Origin of the sequence: Pandoraea pnomenusa, assembly GCF_000767615.3 — a bacterium.
In the GTDB taxonomy this organism is placed as follows: Bacteria; Pseudomonadota; Gammaproteobacteria; order Burkholderiales; family Burkholderiaceae; genus Pandoraea; species Pandoraea pnomenusa.
The window spans coordinates 5,204,565-5,225,590 of the sequence record NZ_CP009553.3 but is presented as its reverse complement, the minus strand read 5'-3'; the positions used below and the strand labels follow the sequence as shown (position 1 = coordinate 5,225,590).

Here is a 21,026-nt window from a genome sequence, read left to right as displayed (position 1 = left end):
GCAGCGGGAACGGCGTCGGCGGCGGAATCCGTCGAGGGGGCGGAAAGAGACCGCTCCGTGGCCGATCGATTCGAGGACGCGCTGCGCAAACGCGAGGCCGGCAAACGCAAGCCGGACCCGCAGCCGGGGGGTGTTCCGACGTGGCTGCCGTGGCTCGCGACGTACGAGCCGCAGCTGTCGCTCAATGTCGATGCGCGGCGCGCGGCACTCGCTGCCGACGTCGCCGAGCGCGCTCACTTGGCGGGGCAGCGCGACGCCGGGGAGGCAGCGCCGCTCCCCGAGCGCACGCAACGAGCGGAGCGCACCGATGCGCCGGGCGATGCCTCAGACCGCATCCGGGAGAAAACATCGGCGCAGACCTCGCCGGACGCCGCCGCCGCCGTACGGCGCAACGACGGTGGCGCGGATGCACCGGACGCCCGCGAATCGACACGCCTGCAGACGATCGCGATTCGGGACGCGGGAGCGAGCGAACGACATCACGCGACGGTCGGTGGGACAGCGACCACGGCAGCGATCGCAGGCCATGACGGGGCTGCGTCGATGTCCGGCCGTGGCGGGCACGACGTCGGCGAGCGTCGCAAGGGCGAGCCCGGCCCTGCTGGCGTGGCCGCCGTCGGCCCGCTTCCGGCTCCCGGGGTGCCCTGGCAAGGGATGCCGCCGCGTGCCGCGGCCCCGATGCGAAGTCCTTTCATGCGCACGGGATCCAACGTTCGGCACGAGGCATCGTCTCGCACCGGCGCCGTGCCCGCTCCAGGCATGCGCTATGCGTTCCAGCAATGGGGCGACGGACATTTCGTGCAGATCAGGGCCGCCGAGATCGATGGGCAGCCGGGGTTCGTGCTTGGGGCGTCGGACCCCACCGTGCAGCGCCGTTTATCGGCGATGTGGTCGGCGGCGTCGGATGCGGGTGCTTGTGTCGCCGGGAGCGGGGTCGCGGTGCACGCCATCGAACCCGTCGGCGCCGATCCGCAATCGGGGGGCGAGGGCGGTGAAGGGAGTGAAGGTGGTGAAGGTGATGAGGGCGGCCCATGCTGAGGCTGCGCCGTGTCGACGAAGCCGCGGCGCGCCTGACGGCAGCCGCCGATGCCTGGCGCGCGCGGGGGTGGGCGGCCACGCTGGAACATCTGCCCCGCATGGGCACCTGGATTCAGGTGCAGGACACCTCGCATACGTGGCAGGGCTGGGTCGAACCCGGCATGTGGCTCGAAGGTGTGTCGCATGAACTGGCGTCGCTGGCCTGCAGTGCCGACTCGGAGCGACTGGCGGCACGTCTGTTTGCGGTGAGTTCCAGGCCGTTGCATCTGCCGATGCCGGAGCTGCGCTACGACATGCTCGACGTCGCATCGCCGATCGACGGCGTTGCCTTGCCCGAGGGCCGACTGCTCAAGGTACGCGCTGCGGAGTGTCCGGTGTGGCTGGCACGTGTGCCGGCCGTCGAGACGACGCGGCGGTTCGACGCGGGTGAAGCGAGCGTTTTTCTGGACATGGAGATCGGGCGCAGCCGGACTACCGCCGGGATGTTGCGCTCGACCGGACGGGGTGACGTGCTGCTCATCCGCCACACGCGGCGGCGAGTCAGTTGCCGTGGGCTGACCATCGGCAGTTATCTATACGAGGAGGGAAGGGTGATGCTGGAATTCGACGAGCAGGCCGCGCCGGGCGCGGGCGACGACCCGGAGGGCTTCGACGCGCATCTACCGGTGCCGGCACCGACGCTCGAACACTTGCCGGTCGAACTGGTGTTCGTGCTGCAACGCGAGCGCATGACGTTCGCCGAACTGCAACAGGTCGGCCACACGCACATGCTCGCATTGTCCCCCGGGGCGGAGCAGCGCGTGGAGGTGCGCGTGAACGACACGCTGCTGGCCAGGGGCGAGCTCGTGCAGCTCGACGGGCGGCTCGGCGTGGAGATTGATCAATGGTTCGCGGGGAACGCGCATGTGGAGTGATGTGCCGTCCATCGGCATACTGAGCCTGTTCACGCTGCTGCCGTTTCTCGTGGCGTCGGGCACCTGCTTCGTCAAGTTCTCGATCGTCTTCGTGATGGTGCGCAACGCGCTCGGCCTGCAACAGGTGCCGAGCAACATGACGCTCAACGGCGTTGCCCTGCTCATTTCGCTGTTCGTGATGCTGCCGGTGGCCTCCGCCGTGATGGATGCCTATCAGGCCAACCCCGTGAACTTCGGCGACCCGAACTCGGTGCGCCGCTTCCTCGACGATGGGCTGTCCCCATACCGCGACTATCTGGTGAAGTATGCCGACCCGCAACTCACGCAATTCTTCGCGCGCGAGGAGGTGGGGCGAGACGCGGGTGATATCGGCGCCGGTGCTGCGTCGCCGTCGATCTTCGCCCTGCTGCCCGCCTACGCACTCACGGAAATCAAGAACGCGTTCACCATCGGCTTCTATCTCTATTTGCCTTTCGTGGTGGTCGATCTCGTGGTGTCGAGCGTGCTGCTCTCGCTGGGCATGATGATGATGAGCCCGGTCACCATATCGGTTCCCATCAAGCTCATTCTCTTCGTGGCGATGGATGGCTGGTCGCTGCTTTCGCAGGGGCTGGTTCGCCAGTACCTGCCATGAGGAGCGCCGCAGATGGATAACCTGGTGTTCGCTGGCAATCGCGCGCTGTACCTCGTGCTGATCCTCTCGGTGGCACCCGTGGCGGTCGCCACGCTCGTCGGCCTGATCGTCGGTCTGCTGCAAACGGTGACACAGGTGCAGGAGCAGACCTTGCCGTTCGGACTCAAGTTGCTCGCCGTCTCGGTAAGTCTGTTCGTGCTGGCCGACTGGTATGGCGAGACGTTGGTGAACTTCGGCATCACGGTCATGCGACTGGCCGTGGCGGGGAAGTCCTGAGATGGGTGCCAGCCTGGTCCTTGCACACCATGACGGCATACTGGCCGCCGCCATTGCTTACGCGCGCGTGGCGCCCACGATATTCCTGCTGCCGATCCTGAATGCCAACGTACTCTCGGGGGTGGTGCGCATTGCGGTGTCGATGTGGATGGCCGTGGGCGTATGGCCGTATCCCTATGGTGCCCCTCTCGCGTTGAACGGGCCCGTCTGGGCGCTATTGGTTCGCGAGGCGAGTGTCGGCCTGTTGCTCGCGGTGGCGCTCGCGTTTCCCTTCTGGGTGTTTCACGCGCTGGGCGCATACATCGACAATCAGCGCGGGGCCACGCTCAGCAGCGTGATCGATCCGGCCAATGGCGTCGATACGTCGGAATTCGCCGGATTCTGCCAATGGTTCGGTGCGGTGATCTATTTGCACCTGGGCGGGATGTCCTGGCTGCTCGAGGTGCTCGCGCGCAGCTATCGCGTGTGCGAGCCGTTCGGCGGCTGCGTGTTGTCCGCCACTCGCGTGTACGAACTGCTCGACGGACTCGTCGGGCATGCCATCGCGATCTCGGCGCCCGTGGTCGCGGCGCTGTTTCTCTCGGAGATGGTACTCGGACTGCTCTCGCGCTTTGCGCCGCAGGTCAACGCCTTCGCCCTGTCGCTGACGATCAAGAGCGTGATCGCCTTCGCCATCCTGCTCATTTACTTCTCGGCAACCCTGCCCGAGGCACTTGTCGCCCGCGTCATGCGCCCCGACGACGTGGTGCGATGGCTGTCGCCGGCTTCGCCGGCGCTGACGACCGGCATGGAGCGCTAGCATGGGCGAAAAAACCGAGAAGCCAACGCCGAAACGTTTGCAGGAAGCCGCGCGCAAAGGGCAGTCGTTCAAGAGCAAGGAACTGACGATGGTGATCCTCGTCTTCGTCGGCCTGCTCTTCACGCTATCGACAGACCCGTTGCTCTGGTTGATGCAGGAGTACCGCCAGGTCCTCGCCGACGGCCGGTTTGCGGACCCTCAGGGCTACGCAGTGGCGTTGTTTCGCCATGGACTCCAGATGATCCTGCCCGTGCTGGTCGTGTGCACCGCCGCCGCCGTGCTCCCCACGCTGCTGCAGACCGGCTTCATTTGGGCGACACAGGCGCTCAAGCTCAATTTCGGAGCCGTCAATCCCATCCAGGGTGCCAGGCGCATCTTCAGCGCGCGAACCCTGAAGGACGCCGTCAAGGCCGTGCTTTACCTCCTGAGCTTCGCCGGCATTGCGACGGCGCTCTGGTGGGACGCCAAGGGTCTGCTGTTCGCGCAGTCGCACATGAGCGTGGCAGGCGTGGGGGCGGCATGGGTCGCGTTGTCCGCGAAGCTTGTCTGGATTTCGCTGATATGCGTGGCTCCGATCGCGGTGCTCGACGCGATGGTCGAGTACTGGCTTTTCATGCGCGATCAGCGCATGGAGCTGCATGAGGTCAAGCGCGAGCGCAAGGATTCCGACGGCAATCCCGAGATCAAGCAGCGTCGGCGTGCGCTGCATACCGAAATGCTGTCGGAGGCCGTGCGTTCCGACGTTCGCGACTCGCGTCTCATCGTCGCCAACCCCACGCACATCGCCGTGGGCATCTACTTCCGTCCCGATGTGATTTCGCTGCCGTTCATCTCGGTGATGGAGACGAACCAGCGCGCGCTTGCGGTACGGCGCTACGCCGAGTCGCAGGGTGTTCCCGTGGTGCAGGACGTGGCGCTTGCACGCCGTTTGTACCAGACGCATCGTCGATACACGTTCGTATCGATCGAGGAAGTCGACGCGATCATGCGACTGCTGCTCTGGCTCGAAGACGTGGAGCGGGCCGGCATGCAGGAGGCGTGGGAGAGCGCGGCGCCGACGGAAACCTCGCTTGGAGTGCCGCTGGCGCACGACGTGTGCGTCGACGGACAGCGCGATGTGGACCGCGCCCGTGAAGTCGAGTGGCAGGGTCCGGGCCGCCCCTTGGAATCGCATGACGAAGTCGCAGAACCGAAAGAAATTGACCCGCCGCGATAGAACGCTTTTTGGAAGTCGTGCAGATGGCGGATTGCTTTAATGAAGTCATCGGGATGCCGGCAATTGCGATACGCGGCAAAGCAGTGACCCACTTTTACGTAATCCCGGGAGGACCGATGGTACGGCAGGAAAGGCGTCAATTCATCCGCATGCGTGATACCTGCATGCCTGCGGACACCATTGAGTCAGTCTCGGCGTCAACGCCGTCGGAATGTCTGCGAGCGCTGGCCCGACAGGCCTTTTCCTTGATGGTGCACGCCGCGCGCGATGGGAGCGCCTGCCGCGTGGACCTGCCTTCGGAGCGCGACCTGTTTCCCCGTAGCGTGGCTCGGGCCGATGCGACGACGATCCGGCGCCGGGCCGAACGTGTTGCATTGCGCGACGCCGCCCGCTGTGCGTTGGAGCGATATGCGCAAGCGCGTGAGGCATTCGCACGAAGCCAGTTGCGCGCCATTCAGACCGACACGACGCTGGCCGAGGTGCAAACGGTGCTCGACATTCTGTCGCCAGGCGATCCGCAATATGCCCGAGCCGACCGGCAGCGCTATTCGGCCATCGAGGAGGCGCGCGGTGCGGCGGCGCTGGCCGACGCCCGCTATCGGGCGGTGCGCGACAGCGGCGTCGAGTCGTGGGTGCGTTGTCTGTCGTGCATGCCCGATGCGTCGCCCGCGCATCGGGTCGCGCGCCACGGCGAAGCGGGCCCGGCCGTCCCGGCAAAGGGGCCTGGCCGACGCCGCTTCAGCATTTCCCATCCCCCATTGATGTCTGCCAACAGGCTGGCAGGCCGAAGACTGACCCGAAATCGGGTATCGGAAGGAGGTAGAACGATGACACACGCGGCAACGCAGTTGGAAACGGAAGACAGTCGCATGACGGGCGCGATCTGGGAGGCTGTGTTGGCAGGTGCGAGCCTGAAAGATATTCATGGCATTCCGAACGAAACCATGGATGGCCTGTACGCACACGCCTACGATTTCTACAGCAATGGCCAATTGGCACAGGCGGAAGCGTTCTTCCGCTTCCTTTGCATCTACGATTTCTACAATCCGGAGTACATCGTGGGTCTGGCGGCCGTGTGCCAGCTCAAAGAGGAGTATCAGAAGGCGATCGATCTTTACGCCATGGCATTCGCCGTCGGCAAGAACGATTACCGGCCGGTCTTCTACGCCGGGCAGTGCCAGATGATGATGCGCAACATGACGCTCGCCAGCGACTGTTTCGCGCTCGTGTGCGAGAGCAGCTGTGACGCCGACCTGCGTACGAAGGCGAGGGCGTACCTGAACGCATTGGAGGCGGCGCATGCCGCGCGGCCGGCGACGGAGGATCCAACGATGCGCGAACTTGCGCCGGCGCCAGGCGTGACCAGCGTGTCCAATGACAAGGAGGCGGCGTGACGATCACTCTTGCTCCGGGCCTGCCGCCGATCTTGCCGACGCTTGACAAGGCGCTGGACGAGACCCTCCGGTCCGACAAACCGGACCCCGGCGCATCGGACCGCCCCGCATCCCTGCGCAGACTCGCGTTGGAGGGTATCGCGCGCACGGACGCGAACGACCGGAACCCGTCACTGAACGCCGACACCCCGGAACTTGAGCCACCGCCAAACTCGACGCGCGCCAACCTGACGCTATTGCTCGGTCGAATGCGCGAAATCATGGGGTCGTCGTCGCTGTCCGAGTTGCAGAACCGGCTCGCGCAATGGGAGGCGCAGTCCGCCGCGCAGCAGGCGCTGGCCGATGCGCGCGGCGAAGCCTTCAAGGAAGCCCTGGCCGAAGCCCAGAAGGCGCTGGAAGCGCTCAAGGCGGCCATGGACGCGTTGGCGCAGGCGCAGGATGCGCTCGAGCGTGCCAGGTCGCGTCTGTCGCAGGCCAAGGCGCGGCTCGACGGGCTTACCCCCGGTACGCCCGAACACGATGCGGCGCTTGCGGAGTACGACGCCGCGAAGTCGGAACTGGAGGGGGCCACAAGTCGCTATCAGAGCGCCAGGACGGCCGTCGACGGTGCTTACGACGCGGCGAAGGACGCGATGAAGCGCAGCGACGACGCGTTCGAGACGTTGAGCAACGACGGCGTCCGCCAACCGGGCGACAAGGACAAGCAATATCTCGACGATCTGGACGAGTTGTTCCGCCTCATGGGCCTGTTCGCCAAGCTCCTGGGTGACAGCGCGGTCAAGGGCATCGAGGAGGACATGAAGTTCTTCGACGCACTGCGCAAGACGCGCGAGAACGACATGCAACGTCAGAACGAGGAATACAGGAAGAAGGTCGAGAAAGCCGGCTTTCTCGGCAAGCTGTTCGGCGTGATCGGCAAGGTCGTGGGTGCGGTCCTGGCGGTGGTGGGGGTGCTGGGCGCGGTCTTCACCGGGGGGGCGAGCATGGCCATGACGGTCGTCGGCGTGGCGCTGCTGGCCGATTCCGTGATCGGCGCCGCGACCGGTTTCTCCGTTGTCAGCGAGGCCCTCAAGCCAGTCATGACGCACATCGTGCAGCCGCTGGCGTCGCTTATCGGCGATGGCATTTCGGGACTGCTGGAGAAGGCGGGCGTGCCCAAGGACACCGCCGACATGATCGGCGGTGTCGTGGGGGCAGTCGTCGCGGCGGTCGTGGTCGTGGCGCTGATTGCCGTGGCTGTTGTCGTTGGCGGCGGCACGGCCGCTGCCAGGCTCGGCAGGATGCTGGGCGATCTCGCGGGCGACCTGCTCAAGAAGATCGTGCCGGATCTGGCCCGCGAGGCGCTGAAGTCGGGCGCCTCGATGGTCACGAACCAGTTCGCGGCGCTCGCCACGAAGATCGGGCTGAAGGAAGGCAACGCGAGGGTGTTCGCCAACATGCTGGAGAGCATTCTCAAAGTCGGTGAGCTGGGATTGGGCGCGACACAGACCGGTGGTCAGACCGCGATCGGTATTCTCGACAAGGAAGCTGCCGATATTCGCGCGGACCTTTCGGTGTCTCAGGAGGTGCTGGAGAACGTCAAGGAATCCGTCAAACAGGCGGCCGACCGGTTTGCGGGCACCGAGGGCGTCATCAGCCGCCTGGTCTCCCAGATGTCGGACGCGGCGAAGGCCAAGTACGAAGCGCAGCGCTTCGCACTCAATCACGTGCGTGCATGAATCCGAGGAGGACATCATGAACATTGTGGATACGGGGCGCCCCTACGCGCCAAACTGGGTCGATCCGGTGCTGTCGCCCGGGAACCCTTCGCCCGGACCGCTGAAACTCGACGTATTTCGGCCCGAAGGTCAGACGGACGACCCGCGCCGCCCGTCGTTGAAGCTGCCGCCACCGGACGCGGATCGGGACGGCGCGATCGATCTGCTGAACCAACTCAACGATTCGGACACGGCCGACGCACCGGGCGCCGGCGACGGGCCAACCGGTGACAGCAGTGACAGCGGGGAAGGCGGTGGCTCTGATCACATTGGCGGCATCGTGTCGAACGCGGCCGTCCTGCTGGCGGAAATCTTCGCCTTGTATCAGAAGACGTTCGACAACTCGATCCAGCTGCGCAACACGATGAGCCGGATGAACGCGCAGGCGGTGCTGGCGTCGGCCGAGTCGATCCGGCAGCAGGGCTTGTCCAATATGGTGGGTAACATCACGGGTGCGTCGCTGCAACTGGGCATGGCCGGCGCCGGCGCGTTCAAGAGCATGCAGGGACTGTCGGGGGAGCGCAATGCGATGAAAGCGCGCGCCACGGCACCGGACGGTGCGCCGCCGCAAACGATGCCTCCGGGAACGGCTGGGGTGCAGCCGTCGGTCGATACGCCATCAACGACGCAGCCACCGCCCGGCCGACCCGATGCCCCCGCGCCTGCGCCCGATCTCGCGCCGGCGCCCGATGTCACACCCGCGCCAACGAATTCGCTCGCCGACGAGATGGACAACATCGCGAAAGTCGCGCAGGCCAAGGGCACCGCGCTGACGATGCTTTCCCGGCCGGTGGGCGATATCGCGACAGCCGGCGGCACCTTTGCCGAACGCTTGGCGATGCAGGAGCAGAAGCTCAACGACGGAGCATCGACCGTGAACAAGAATTCCGCCGACAGCATGCAGGACGTGGCGAACCGTGATAACGCGTTGCTTGCCGAGATGCTCAGGGCGATCGACAGTGTCGCGCAGTCGAGGTCCGGGGCCATGTCAAACATTGCCGGCAATATCCGCGCCTGAGGCCTCCAGTGCGCCGGTGACATCGAACGCGTCAGACCACAAGGGAATGCACTATGAACTCAATTTCCGACGGGCGTCTTCCGCCGCTCCCGTTACCCAACGACCTGCGGCTGCAGCCGCTCAATCGACTCCAGGAGGCCGGGGTGGACGGCCCCGGCGAGGACGGTCCTCCGTTTGACGGTACGGCGAGGGATACCCCGGACGACGCCAAAGCACTGTCCGAGGGGCTCGCAAGAAGCGCGGCGCGGTTACTCGCGCAACTGGAGGCGATGAACGACGCACTGGGCAAGCGTGACAATCCCGGCGAGCTCGACGATTTGCGCGACGACGTGCGGGTGGCCGCGCTGGATCTTGAAGCACGCCTGCGAGGACTGTCGGCGGTCGACGAGCCCATTGCGCCGGATGTTCGCAACGCCCTTCTGGATGCGCTACCCGGACCTGGCCTTCGCAACCTGCCTCCCGTCACGACGGACAGGCCCCCCGGTGTGACGAATCTGCCGCCGGTGGCGCCGCCCCCGTCCGACAGACCGAAGCCCGATGCCGAGCCGCCGCTGATGCCGAGGGTGAACAACACGCCGCCGGAGGACGAGAAAGACCCCTACAGCGACTCGAAGCTCTGGGAGGACATCGCCGATTTGATCGGCGATATCAAGGACGGCTATCTGGATGTCTATTCCGAAGCCGTCGCCAAGTATCTGGCGTTCAACAAGGCACTCAGCGATCTGATCTCGAAGCTGTCGGGCTGGATCAGCACCAGTTCGGACGGCAAGGAAGTGACGCTCAACATCGGTGAACTGCGAAAGGCGCTCAATGACATCCTGGCCGAATTCAAACCGCCGAACAAGAACTCGGTGTTGTATCCGAAGCAGGACAAGGACAGCAACGACATTGAAGGCGGCACCAAGGAGGATGCCGAGAAGTGGGCGCGCGACTTCGGCTTGCCCGAGTCGAGCGTGCAGGAACAGCCCGAGGGAAGTGGGAAGTGGGTGGTCGTCATCGATACGTCGCCGATCGATCGAATGCTCGACAGCATTCCCAAGGACGGCGACGAGAAGAAGATGAACCCGTTCGAGCTCGATATCTGGCGCTCGGGATTCACGTCGCAGGAGAATCAGGTGAAAACAATGATGCAGCAACTGATGCAGCGCTACACCACTGCGAACTCGACGTACGACAACCTGGTGAAGGTGCTCAGTTCCACCATCGCCTCGACGTTGGAAGTCGCAAAGGGGTTCCTCCGGTAATGCACCAGATAGGTATCCTCAGCCATTCCGTGCGCGGTCGTGGCGCGTTGCATCTGCCGTTGTCCGTGGATCCGGAGGCGGGCTTCCGGGCAGGGCCGCTGCGCAATCTGCCGTCGCAGGCCTACTTCTCGCGGTTGCTTCGCACCGGCGACGCGCAGTCGCTCGGCGTGGCGTTGATGATGGTGGTGCGCGATGCGTTCGATCCGTCGCCGCTTTCGGACATCGCGCTGCGGCGGCAGTGCATCGCCATGCGCGACGCCGTGCTGCCGCGCGACGCGATGCGCCAGCGCGAAATTCTCGACCGGTTCGCGCGCGGCGAAGCGAAGCATCTGGGCGATGCGTTGGGCCACATGATGACGCTGCTCGTCGCCCACCCTCAGCGAGACGCGCTGCGCACCTTCGCGTCGCAGTTGTTTCAGCGCGATTCGCTCGCGGTGGCGCAGATCTGCCGGAATCCGCTCGTCGCCACCATGCTCGCCGGCATCGGGCTCTTTCCAAAACCGAAGCCGCTTTCTGCGCATTCGGCAAATTCGGCGCACACGCTGCAATAACACAGCGTCGACGCCACCGTTGCCAGGCCCTGTCGTCACCGGCAGGGCCTTTTTGCGTTGTCAGATCGAGAACAGTGACTCGAGCCGCGGATCGTGGCGGTAGAGGCGCTGCCACGGATACCAGTCCGAATGCATGCGACGCCACGCCTCGCGGGCAGTGGGCAAACCCTGGGTGCGCAGAATAAGGGGCAACAGTCCGGCGCGCACCTGTCTTGGATCGATTTCCGCGAGCAGTTGCTCGGCGGCGCGTCGGGCGCCGTTGCCGCCGCGCGCCAGTTCAACGTAATGGCGATTGACGCGCAGCAGGCCCGTATCGTCACCGGTTTCGCGAACGGCTTGCACGAGCGACTCGGCCTCGCTGTGACGGCACTGGTGCGACAGCATGGTTGCCATGGCGCTGATCAGCACCGGGTGATGCTGCCCGAGGCGTTGCAGGTGTTCCCTCGCGAACGCGATGGCGTCGTCGGTGCGCCGGTCGAAAAACAGCGCCCACGTTTTCAGGATCGTGGCGGCGATGAGACTGGGGTCGTGTTCGAGCGCGATGTCGAGCGCCATTTCCGCGGCCTTGGCTTCGCCCTTGAGAATGCAGTGCCAGGCGTGGTGATAGCGCACGTAGGGATTGGAGGGCGCCGACCACAGCGCGCGATCGAACAGAATGTTTGCCACGCTCGATTCGAACTTCATGCTGTGCAGAATGGCCAGCAGACTGATCGCATGCGGATCGCGCGGTGCGAGGGCCAGCGCGGCCTCCACTGCCGCACGGGCGCCGTGCAGTGCAGCCTTCTGATCGAACAGACCGAGATGCGCGAGGGCGAGGTAACACTCGGCCTGACCGCAATATGGTGCTGTGCGCGAGGCGCCTTCCCCCACGCATTGGTGAAACAGCTGCAACGACTGGCGCAGGCTCGACGGCGTGTGCTGCTGGAGTTTGAAGCGCGCGTGCAGAAAAGTGGTGGCGCAATCGAAAGTGTCGAACGAGTGCGAGAGATGCACCGACGCGCCCAGACCGGGCAGATGCTTCGTGACAATGTCGGTGATGCGAATCTCGATCGGTAAGGTGGCGCTCGTCCCCGCTGCGTTCTCTGCGCCACGTGCACCGCTTGTACCGTTCGTACCGTTTGCACCGTTTGCACCGTTTGCACCGGTCATGGCACCGAAGTCGGTCAGGGCAAAGTCTTCGCTGAACTTCAGCTCATGGCCGTCGGAGCGCACCAGTTCGATGCGCAGCCGATCGCTGCCGATGGCATGCCCTGTCACATAAAAATCCGGTGTGAAGCGCTCGACGAACTCGGCGATGTCGTGACATTCGAGCACGGTGCGGGTGATTGACGCGGGCAGCACGCGCAGCCCATAGGCGGTGTATTCGAACAGGCGCGTCACGAGCCGGTCGTGCAGCATGAGGGTTTGCGCCATGGTCGGCAGGCGAAACGGCATGATGGCCAGGGTGCAAAGCGCGGCCGCGCGGGTCGCGGCAGACACAATGGCCACCGATCGGCGAATCCGGTACCCGGTGCCGTAGACCGTCTCCACGATGCGGTCCGATTTCTTCTCGCGCAGCACGCGCCGGATCGCGTAGATGCAGCGTGTCAGCGACTCCTCGCTGACATCCTGGTGCGGCCACACGAGACTGAGCAGCTTGTCCTTGGTGACGATCTCTCCCGAGGCTTCGAGCAGGGTTCGCAGCACCGCCACTTCCTTCGGTGGCAGGCTGATCTGACGGTCGGCCTGTTTGAGAATGCCGTTGGCGTCTAGCGAGAAATCATCGAACAGGTAGACCTTGCCGATGTGCGGTGAGCTGATCTGATTCACTTGCCGTCTCTCCTGCCGGTCAACCCTTGCCCCGCTCCGCGCGCCTGCGGCGGATCGCGGCATGACCGGTGTCGCGCAAAGGACGAGTGACTTGTGCGAATTCGGGTGCATCGGCGCAGGGGGGCCAGGGAAATCATGTTCCTCAAAGCGAGGAGACTATGCGACGAACGATCGCTCGCGTGGGTGGACGCCCCGAAAAATAGGCTAAATCCCTGGAAAGGAGGGTAGACGGTACCCATGGAACTGTTCTACATGGGCGAAAGATGAAATGCATTGTCACAACAACACCGGGATGATGCTCGAAAGCAAGTCGCGTTCCCGAATTCCGACTACCTATCAGAAATCATGGATGTCCCCACTGGGTTCGGCAGGTCGATATCGTCGACCGACCTTCGCAGGCATATCGCGGCACACCCGGTGCGTGTGCCGATCGATGCGCCACCGGCCTTGCACGGCCACCTCTCGATGGCCTCCTTGTGCGATGCGATGCGCGAGCGTTGGGAAGTCGACGTGACGCTGCGCCGGGACGCGATTTTTTTCGAAGCGCTTGACCACGATGTCTACGTTATCCGGCACGTCGACGGCACCCACATCGAGCGCCGCATGCCGGATGCCGACGATGACGCCGCCGCGCTGGCGCTCGGCATGAACCCCACGCTGTTTCGTCGGCGGATGGCTTTCGGTGTGAGCGGACCGGCCCTGGTGCTGCATCGCTATGTGACACCATGGGAAAGCCTCGACGGATGTCTATCGGCGGTGCGCGATTTCGTCGTCGTCTCGGATCAGATCAAACGCGAACTGGTGCCGGTATGAGCACCGACATTGTCGCCTTGCTGCTTGCTTCGCTGCCCGACACCGTCGGGGATTTCCTGCAGGCGCGCGCCTCGCACGACGCCGACTCGTTCTGGTTACTCGAATACTCGCGAGGCGATCTCATGCTGCTGGTTGCGCCGTCGAAGGGCGCGCCGTTGCCCGAGGTGCGCTTCGGCGAACGCACACCCGAATGCGATTTCTGGTTGTACGGGCCGACCGTCATGGGCGCGCGCTGCATGCATCTCATTCACGGGAGTGGCGTGGGCGCCACGCGCGCGGCGATCGTCGCCTGCGTGGAAATGTTCCTGCGCAACGTGATTTCACTGTGACGCCCGCATGCGTGCATCGTGCCGATGGCACGCGCAGGCGTCAGAACATTCTGAGGAGAGTTCGTCCCATGACTACTGTACCGATCCCTTCGCGTATCGGCATCCAGACGGCATGCGCGTCTGGCAACGCGTCGCCGGTCGTCATTTCACATAACGAAGGCGATGCGCGGGTCGGGAGTGACCCCCGGTTGCTGCATGCGGCCAACGGCAGCGACGAGATACCCGCCGTTCGCCTGACGCGACCCGCGCCCCCGCCCCCCGTTTCGCGTGCGGAAGCGCGGGCGGCCATGTCCTCGCTCTGGAACGTATACGTGCAATGCCGCAAGACGTTGGGGCTCGACGACAGCGGGAGGAAGCACGACGATCTGAAGTCGCGCGTCGAGGCATTCATGAAGGCATCCGAGCGCGCCGAAATGGACGCGAAGGAGCTCCGGCGCGCCTGCGATCTGTTTGGCACGATGCAGCGGGCGCTGACCCGTCACGCCGACGCCGCCCCGCGGTTTCCCCGCGTCTATGAGAGTGCGATGTACGTGAGCCGTGGATTGAAGTGGCAATTCAGGGCAAGTGCGCACGAATCGATCAAGCGCAAGCTGGATCAGGCGCTTCATGACCGGTTGGCATCAATGAAGCCCGGTTCCTCCGAGTCGATGAGCGCGTCGCTCGCATCGGGGGTGAATGTGATACCCGGCGTGGGCGTCAAGGCAGGCTATGGCTACGACACGGGGCTCTCGTTCACGCCGACCGAATGGCTGGTGGACACGTCGGGCCACAGGATTTCGCTCGCCGGTGACACGCAACTGCTGGGCTTCATGAAGGCGGAGCTCAAGCTCTCGGGTACGGCGTCGCGCTCCGAGACCTACGCGTCACTGTCGGACTATGTGGCAAGCGCGAGCCACAAGACAAAGACATGGCTGCGGCAGGGGCCCCTGACTCTGATCGCCAAGATTCGCGATCTCTTCTCACTCTCGTCAACCTACGAGCGCGACGTGGAACGTGCCGATATCAGTCGTCACTTTCTCGACAAGCACATGCGCAATCTCTGCGGCAAGAGTTTCGACATCGTCGGGCGCGACGTGCAGCGCGGCCCCATCGAGCGACATGACACGCTCATCGGCGAGGTGAGCGGGGGCGCCTCGGCCGAGATCGGCGTGTCGGCCAACGTGAAGGTGGCCGCGCGCAAGTACATCACGCTCAAACACGCGGAGATGGACATTCTGTCGCTTGCGGAATCCAAGCCGGACGACGCGCGTCGGTTGCTGTCGAATACCCGACTCGTGCACGACGCGGCGTCGCTGATCCAGGCCGCCCATGCGCACATCGAAACTTCGAGCGAGCGATTCACGCTCGGTGCGATGGCCGGCATCGACGGCGGGGGGCGCAAGGCGATGGAGGCTGGCGCCCAGCACCTGCTCGAGCAGTTCGCGCTGCTCAAGCTCGACGGCGACCTGCCGGCCGACACGGAATCGCTGTTGATGGACGTCTTCACCGAGAACCAGCGCATTCTCCGGCCGAAGGCACTGGCGGTCCACCAGCTCAGTTGTCGTCAGAACAAGTGGCAGGCCGAGCTCGACGCCGGGGCGGGGACGGGGATCGGGCTTCCCGTCGGTGCCCACGCCACGGTGACGTTCGAGAGGGTCACCGAGGATGAGGACGCCAACTACTGCGGCAATTTTCTGAACGTGACGATCTCCGGCGCGGTCAATGCGCTGGGCTCGATCATGGAGTCGCTCAATGCGGCCGGTGTCAGGGCGGGCGGCACATGGGGACTGGCCGATATCGAGAGCGCCCTGCGCGCGGGGGATATCTCGTACGAGGTGGGCGTGGTGAGCACGCTACGCTTCAAGCTGAAGGAAAACGGCATTGCGCTGATGTACTCGACCCGGGGGATTCAGACGACGCTCGGTGGGCAACTGAGCGTGCCGTCGTCGCCGATCTCGGGCTCGGTCGGCATGACGCACGTGACCCACTCGGCCGACGTGCTCACCATCGGCAGCGGTTGCCTGGATCTGCTCGCGCCGCTGGCGCGCATGCGACTGGCCAAGCCCGATTTCGGCGGTCCGGAATGGTGGAGCGGATTCGCCGAGAACCACAGGAAGGAGTTCGACGACACGTTCGCCAACATCGCCGAGCGTCGTCCGGGCACGCCGCTCGAGGACGATCTGCAGCGCATCGTGCGCGAAGTGCCCGCCACCCGGGCTTTGCTCGATACGCTGACCGAGGCGGCGCGCCGCCACGCCGAAACGCCGACGCCGTCGCATCGCGCCGAGGCCAACCGGGCATTGGCCGACTTCATGCTGGCCTACGTCAAAGGGGGATATGCCGAGAAAACCTCGAGCCACTGGAGTCTGTCGACCGATCGGAAACGCCTGCCCCAACGCGAGTCGAGCCCGCCGCCAGTGCGACCGCAGCGCGCGCCGTTCTCGCAGCAACGCGCCGGCGGCATGGCCTGACAGGCTTCGGGCCATGTGAGCGAGCGCGTGTCGCGTGACTTCCAGCCGGCGTGGTCGGCGCCAAGCCATGCCGGCGTCAAATGGCGCGCTACTTACGTGCCAATGACGCCCCGACGCAGCGTCATTGGCGCATTGATGGGGGGCGCCCGTCCGGCCAGCCCTCGCTCAACGTTTTGGTGGTATCGGTGCCGGTGGCGGTCGCAGGTCGGGTGCCGGGGGAATGCCAAGCGACACCGCCCGCACCGGGGGCACGCCGACGCCTGGCGCGCCACGTGGCATGGAGAGGCTGTCGCCGTTGGCGGCAGTCGCTCGCTGTCCCTGCACGTTCAGCGTCGAACCGCCCGCCGGTCGCCTCGACGGTGCGGTGTTTCGGCTCGGCGAGGCGGTCTCGCCGCGCGCGGGCACGCTCGGACGCACTGCCGCCCGGACCGTCAACGATGGCACGACCCTCATGGGCTCGAAAGGAGGAGCTTCACGTGCCGCACCTGGTGCGCCGGGTGCCGACACGCGCGTCGGGCGATGCGGGATGACGACCCATCGCAGGACCGTCAGTCCGGCGAAGATGGCGCGCACCCGGGCGGCGAAGGCACCCCAGCGTCGGTGCTTCGGCCCGCGCTTGTCGCGCGACACGAATTTGTCGGTCCGTGTGTTCTGCTGCGCAGGCAGACGAAAGTCCATGCCGCCGTATGAGACGCACACGCCACGCTTGGCATGTCCGATACGGGTGTGCGGCGGCAGTTTCGCAAGGTCGCGAGGCGGGGTGAGGCGTCCTGAGATGGCGTTGGGCATGGCGGTGGCGCGCGATAGGGGAGCGGGGTCAGGCGGCTTTGGGCATGGCCTGGGCGACGTCGAGCAATTCACCGAACGCGTTGGCCAGGGTCGATCTGTCATGACCGAAGAGCGGCAACTTGACCCAGCAGTTCAGCACGCCGTCGTCATTCAGGGAGAACACGGGCTGAATGGCGTCGGCGCGCAGGTGGTTGGCCTGCAACGCGACGAGCAGGGAATCGGAGGTGATCGCGTCGTTGAACTCGGCGAGCATGAACCATGACGCCTGGTCGATCGCACCGAAGTGCACCGACATGCCGTCTTCGACGTCCAGGCTCACGACCTCCTGATCCGGCGCCGGCTCGAACGCCGCGAAGCCGATATGCCGAAGCAGCTCACTGACAACGTTGTGAAAGGGGTGAAGATCGTGCATCGGGAAGCGTCCTGGACAGAGATGAGGGGGCGATCGCCTGAGCGCTCGGCTCGATGGCTGCGCGGCTGTGTGACGGGCCGCCGGGCATTTCGCACGGCAACGCGATGTTGCGACGATGGCGAGAGCGGGCAAGGCGCGCGAGCTCCTGGTACTGGCGAAAGGTCGGATCGAACGACTGCGCGCCGATACGGATGTCGCGCAGTACCGCATCGACCGACGCGTTGCCACGCTCGAGCAATGCGGCGGCGGCCAGCCACATGCCGAGCCGCGCGGCACGGTGACCCGATTGAAGCACCGGATCGTGCGTGACGAGATCGCGCGTTTCGGCATGAAACAGGCTGTGGCGTCGCATGTGCTGCGCCGGCGTGGTGGCCTTGATGCGCTCCGTCGCATAGTGCAGATGCGAGAGCGCGTCGGCGCGAACGATGGGTTCGCCGTCATGGGTCCACGCCTGGAGCGCCGGAAACGTCACGACCTCGTTGCCCTGGGTGATCGATACGACACATGTGCGCAGATGGGTGCCGTCGTGTCCGCACGCCCCCTGCGCCACCACGTAGCTCGCATAGGCGATGTCGCCGAAGCGCGTGCTCGTCGTACGCAAGGGCGGGTATATCGCGTTGCGCGCCCGCAATTCCTCATCGGAGGCAAGCGCGATCAGTACCGAAGGCGGTGCGATGAACCAGCGCCGCAGATACCGCTCGACATCGCTGGCTTTCGGGGGCTCGCGTCGCAGGGCGAGGGTGCGCTTTGCGTATGACATCGCCTGCGACTCGCGCGGCAGCTTGAGCGCGGCCGCGGACGCCGCGTCGATGTGGCGATCGGGCGTGCCGCGGGCCGCGCCGCCGCGCGCGCGGGACGCGGTCGATGCCCGACGGCTGCCGCCGGGGGTGTCGTTCGCGGGTGGCAACATGGTCAATCTCCTTCAAACGATGGCATCGCGTAATGTGGGGTGGCGAAATTCGGGAGGGCCGGCGTGCGCTGACGCGGCCGCGCCGACGGGCCGCCGCGCGGGACTTCGCACGCGGCTAGCGGTGCATCAGCAGCGGCACGCGCAGATCGTCGGCGAACGCACCGATGACGTCGAGCTGATGGGTCGTGCCGATGAGTTGCGGCGAGCCGGTCAACCGGATATCGGTGACGACCTCCTCCACACTCAGGCCCTCGGGCGAGCCGCGAGACAGCGCGAGCGCGGCAACGAGCACGCCTGCGATGCCGTCGGTATCGTCGAACACCACGACGGGACATCCGGCGGTGCCGGCAGGTGCGCCACGCGCCGCCGTGTCGTCGGGCATCGGCATGTGCCGCAGGGCGTTCTCGACGAACTGAAGCGTCTGCGTGACATACAGCCGGTCGGACGGGACATCCGGCGTGTGACGATACGGCGCGTGCAGAACGGAAAACGTGACGTCGCGCTCGCATGAGCGCAGCGTGGTCGAATAGGCGCTGAAGTCGGTGACGAATTCCGCCGCCGTGCTCGTCGTGACGTGCCGCCGTTGTACGCGAATCGGCCCGTCGTGACGCTCCGCGCCGTGCGGCTCGCATTGCGGTGTGACATGCACCACGACCGGCGGGCGTAGCGTCATCAACATGCCCAGATAGGCTTCGATCGCGCCGGGCTGTGGTGTCTGGCACACCACAGCGAGCGGGCGACCGCCGACGCGCACGACGCTCGCAGGCAGGCACGTGCCGTCGTGCGCGCGCAACGCGGTTTGCCGTGCGACCCAGAGCCTGCGCTCACGGCTGCCTGGCAACTCACGGTGGTAATGATCGCGGTAGGGAGAGTCGCGCTCGGTGAGCAGCTTGTAATGCCCCACGACGTTCTGTGCCGAACCCATGCGCAGTTTGAGTTCGGACAGCGCGTCGTGCGCGCGGCTGTGCTCGAGAATGTCGATCGCGCAGACTTCCGGATTGCCACGCCAGTCGAGCTGTCGCCGGATGCTTTGCAGCACGCGTTGCTTGACGCAAGCCGACGCGTTGCGCACCAGCCAGACGATGACAAACGGCTGGTCGAGCCGCATGGCGCGAAGGCCCGGACGCGTTTGCGCCACGCCGCGTGCGGGCAGACTCGCCAGCGCGAGCGAGGCGAGCGCCATGTCGCGCGCGCGTCGCCAGAGGCGAGGGTGCCGGTAGGCGCTCCATCCAATGAGCAAAATGAGCTTGCCGTCGCGCGTCACGCCCACGGTCGTCCTGGCAGGATCGATCGCGTGCCGGCAGATCAACTGATGCAACTGTTCGGCCTCGAGGCTGGTCATGGTGGCCGCGTTGATCTGGGTATGGATCGATGCCATGCGTGGTTCGTCTCCCGAATTCTGAACGTTCGTCGGCCAATGGTCGTGGTCGGCGAGCGATGTCGCTTGCAGGATTGGCTCATGCCCAGGCGCGCGGCCCGGCGTCACAACGTCTGGTTCGTCCGCATGCGATGCGCCAGCCGAACGGTGCGGGGCGACCGACTCAGATCATCGATGTAAGCCTGACCCCGCTCGCTGCCGGCGGCGGAGGTGTCGCTGTCGCTGGACGCGGATGACGCCGCCGACGCCTGGCGGGCGATGTCGGGCGTGCGGGGTGCGCTGGGCGTGTCGAGTGTGTCGGGTGTGTCGGGTGTGCCGGATGTGCCGAGGGGGGCGGGGGATTGCGCGTGCAGCCTTGGTTTGGGGATGGGACGCTGGGGCACGGGGTCGTCGTCGGCCAGGATGCGTGATTGCGTGGGAAGGCCCTCGCCATGGTTCAACAAGGCGTTGTATGTGCGGATCAGGCCCTGTCGATCGGATTTCGGTGGCACCGGCGGCAGTGCTTGGGAGGCGGGTGGTGCGGTGCGGTCGTCGGAGTAGGGGCGTTCGGCACGATTCACCGAGGATATCGACGGGGAGCCATACGGGGAGCGATAGGGCGGCGGCGGCGTGTCGGGATGACCGCCGCAGGCCATCGTTTCGGGCGGACGGTCCAGCACGTGAAGCGCGCGACGGTTGGACGCCTCGATACCTTCACGCGTCGTTTTGTACCGCAATTCGACCGCCTTGCCCGGCGTGTATTCAAGCGACTCGCTCGAATAATTGGAGGCGCGCGACGGCGTGGGGCTCGCCGTCGGGCTTGCCGCGTCGAACCCATTGAACAAGCGCGACGACCGCAGGCTCGCCCGCGTGAGCATTGGATTCGGCTTGCCCGCCGCTGTGCGATGCGAGGCGGCGTCGGTAAGCGGCTTGCCGACGCCTGTGGCCGACCGGACCAGGTCGACCAGCTTCCTGGCGGGTTCGCTGTTCAGGCGCAGATGTTTCGGATTCAGGTGGCTGCGGCGCTCGCCCAGCAGGTCATTGCGTTTCATGAACGACATGGCGCGTCGGCATTGCTGTGGGTGAAGCAGGTATTTGTGCCCCTTGTAGACGACGAGCGTGCCGTCGTTCCTCATCGCGAATCGGAGCTTCGTGGGGTCAGCCGCCGCCAGATTGTCGATCAGGGGGGCGGAATTTGCGGCCAATGCCTGCAATGAGATCGTCATGCCAGAGCCTCTCTCGGTGAGTTGCACGTCGCGGGGCGTTGCGCCATGCCAGCGGGGCCGGCGTGGCGCGACGCCCCGCGCGCATGCGTT

The 21,026-nt window shown here is 65.5% G+C and carries 19 protein-coding genes; 14 read left to right on the top strand and 5 right to left on the bottom strand.

Annotated features, from left to right (window positions below):
- Positions 1-57: 57 nt before the first annotated feature.
- The 11 genes from LV28_RS47500 (at position 58) to LV28_RS47450 (ending at position 10,841) form a co-directional block, all read left to right on the top strand.
- A complete protein-coding gene (locus tag LV28_RS47500) occupies positions 58-1,038 on the top strand; it encodes a SpaN/EivJ family type III secretion system needle length determinant (RefSeq protein WP_023598128.1) in 981 nt (326 codons plus the stop codon).
- On the top strand, positions 1,032-1,952 hold the full coding sequence (locus LV28_RS47495) for a YscQ/HrcQ family type III secretion apparatus protein (protein WP_023598127.1): 921 nt from the start codon (positions 1,032-1,034) through the stop codon (positions 1,950-1,952). The genes LV28_RS47500 and LV28_RS47495 overlap by 7 nt, the downstream gene beginning before the upstream one ends.
- Positions 1,942-2,586 (top strand): EscR/YscR/HrcR family type III secretion system export apparatus protein, encoded by a 645-nt coding sequence (locus LV28_RS47490; protein WP_023598126.1) that lies wholly within the window; start codon positions 1,942-1,944, stop codon positions 2,584-2,586. The genes LV28_RS47495 and LV28_RS47490 overlap by 11 nt, the downstream gene beginning before the upstream one ends.
- A 12-nt stretch (positions 2,587-2,598) precedes the next feature.
- On the top strand, positions 2,599-2,862 hold the full coding sequence (locus tag LV28_RS47485; protein ID WP_023598125.1) for an EscS/YscS/HrcS family type III secretion system export apparatus protein: 264 nt from the start codon (positions 2,599-2,601) through the stop codon (positions 2,860-2,862).
- Between the two features lies 1 nt (position 2,863).
- Entirely contained in the window at positions 2,864-3,661 is a 798-nt protein-coding gene (gene sctT, locus LV28_RS47480) for a type III secretion system export apparatus subunit SctT (RefSeq protein ID WP_023598124.1), read from the top strand.
- A gap of 1 nt (position 3,662) precedes the next feature.
- On the top strand, positions 3,663-4,877 hold the full coding sequence (locus LV28_RS47475; protein WP_069106854.1) for an EscU/YscU/HrcU family type III secretion system export apparatus switch protein: 1,215 nt from the start codon (positions 3,663-3,665) through the stop codon (positions 4,875-4,877).
- Positions 4,878-5,161: 284 nt separating this feature from the next.
- Entirely contained in the window at positions 5,162-6,271 is a 1,110-nt protein-coding gene (gene sicA, locus LV28_RS49550) for a type III secretion system translocator chaperone SicA (protein ID WP_278652886.1), read from the top strand.
- Positions 6,268-7,989, top strand: a complete 1,722-nt coding sequence (gene sctE, locus LV28_RS47465; RefSeq protein WP_023872774.1) for a type III secretion system translocon subunit SseC family protein — start codon at positions 6,268-6,270, stop codon at positions 7,987-7,989. The genes sicA and sctE overlap by 4 nt, the downstream gene beginning before the upstream one ends.
- Before the next feature lie 16 nt (positions 7,990-8,005).
- Positions 8,006-9,046 (top strand): IpaC/SipC family type III secretion system effector, encoded by a 1,041-nt coding sequence (locus tag LV28_RS47460; protein ID WP_036656230.1) that lies wholly within the window; start codon positions 8,006-8,008, stop codon positions 9,044-9,046.
- Positions 9,047-9,099: 53 nt separating this feature from the next.
- Entirely contained in the window at positions 9,100-10,290 is a 1,191-nt protein-coding gene (locus LV28_RS47455) for an IpaD/SipD/SspD family type III secretion system needle tip protein (RefSeq protein ID WP_038619432.1), read from the top strand.
- On the top strand, positions 10,290-10,841 hold the full coding sequence (locus tag LV28_RS47450) for a hypothetical protein (protein ID WP_023598118.1): 552 nt from the start codon (positions 10,290-10,292) through the stop codon (positions 10,839-10,841). Before LV28_RS47455 ends, LV28_RS47450 begins: the two co-directional genes overlap by 1 nt.
- 60 nt (positions 10,842-10,901) lie before the next feature.
- On the opposite strand, the gene LV28_RS47445 is transcribed toward LV28_RS47450, so the two are convergent.
- Positions 10,902-12,650: a winged helix-turn-helix domain-containing protein gene (locus tag LV28_RS47445; protein WP_038619435.1), complete on the bottom strand. Its 1,749-nt coding sequence runs from the start codon at positions 12,648-12,650 to the stop codon at positions 10,902-10,904.
- Between the two features lie 273 nt (positions 12,651-12,923).
- Between LV28_RS47445 and LV28_RS47440 the strand changes: the two genes are divergently transcribed.
- The 3 genes from LV28_RS47440 to LV28_RS47430 all read left to right on the top strand — a co-directional run bounded on the left by LV28_RS47440 (position 12,924) and on the right by LV28_RS47430 (position 16,242).
- A complete protein-coding gene (locus LV28_RS47440) occupies positions 12,924-13,463 on the top strand; it encodes a hypothetical protein (RefSeq protein ID WP_141570591.1) in 540 nt (179 codons plus the stop codon).
- Positions 13,460-13,792, top strand: coding sequence for a hypothetical protein (locus LV28_RS47435; protein ID WP_023598115.1), 333 nt, complete (start codon positions 13,460-13,462; stop codon positions 13,790-13,792). Before LV28_RS47440 ends, LV28_RS47435 begins: the two co-directional genes overlap by 4 nt.
- Positions 13,793-13,860: 68 nt before the next feature.
- A complete protein-coding gene (locus LV28_RS47430) occupies positions 13,861-16,242 on the top strand; it encodes a hypothetical protein (protein WP_147291589.1) in 2,382 nt (793 codons plus the stop codon).
- 817 nt (positions 16,243-17,059) lie between these two features.
- On the opposite strand, the gene LV28_RS49055 is transcribed toward LV28_RS47430, so the two are convergent.
- The 4 genes from LV28_RS49055 to LV28_RS47405 form a co-directional block, all read right to left on the bottom strand.
- Complete coding sequence (locus LV28_RS49055) at positions 17,060-17,443, bottom strand: CesT family type III secretion system chaperone (protein ID WP_023598112.1); 384 nt, start codon at positions 17,441-17,443, stop codon at positions 17,060-17,062.
- Positions 17,406-18,353 (bottom strand): hypothetical protein, encoded by a 948-nt coding sequence (locus LV28_RS49050; RefSeq protein ID WP_023598111.1) that lies wholly within the window; start codon positions 18,351-18,353, stop codon positions 17,406-17,408. Before LV28_RS49050 ends, LV28_RS49055 begins: the two co-directional genes overlap by 38 nt.
- A gap of 115 nt (positions 18,354-18,468) precedes the next feature.
- Complete coding sequence (locus tag LV28_RS47410; RefSeq protein ID WP_023598110.1) at positions 18,469-19,731, bottom strand: protein-tyrosine phosphatase family protein; 1,263 nt, start codon at positions 19,729-19,731, stop codon at positions 18,469-18,471.
- A 104-nt stretch (positions 19,732-19,835) separates the two neighbouring features.
- The gene (locus LV28_RS47405; protein WP_038619448.1) at positions 19,836-20,936 is read right to left on the bottom strand and encodes a hypothetical protein; all 1,101 of its coding nucleotides are present in this window, start codon (positions 20,934-20,936) and stop codon (positions 19,836-19,838) included.
- Positions 20,937-21,026 lie beyond the last annotated feature (90 nt).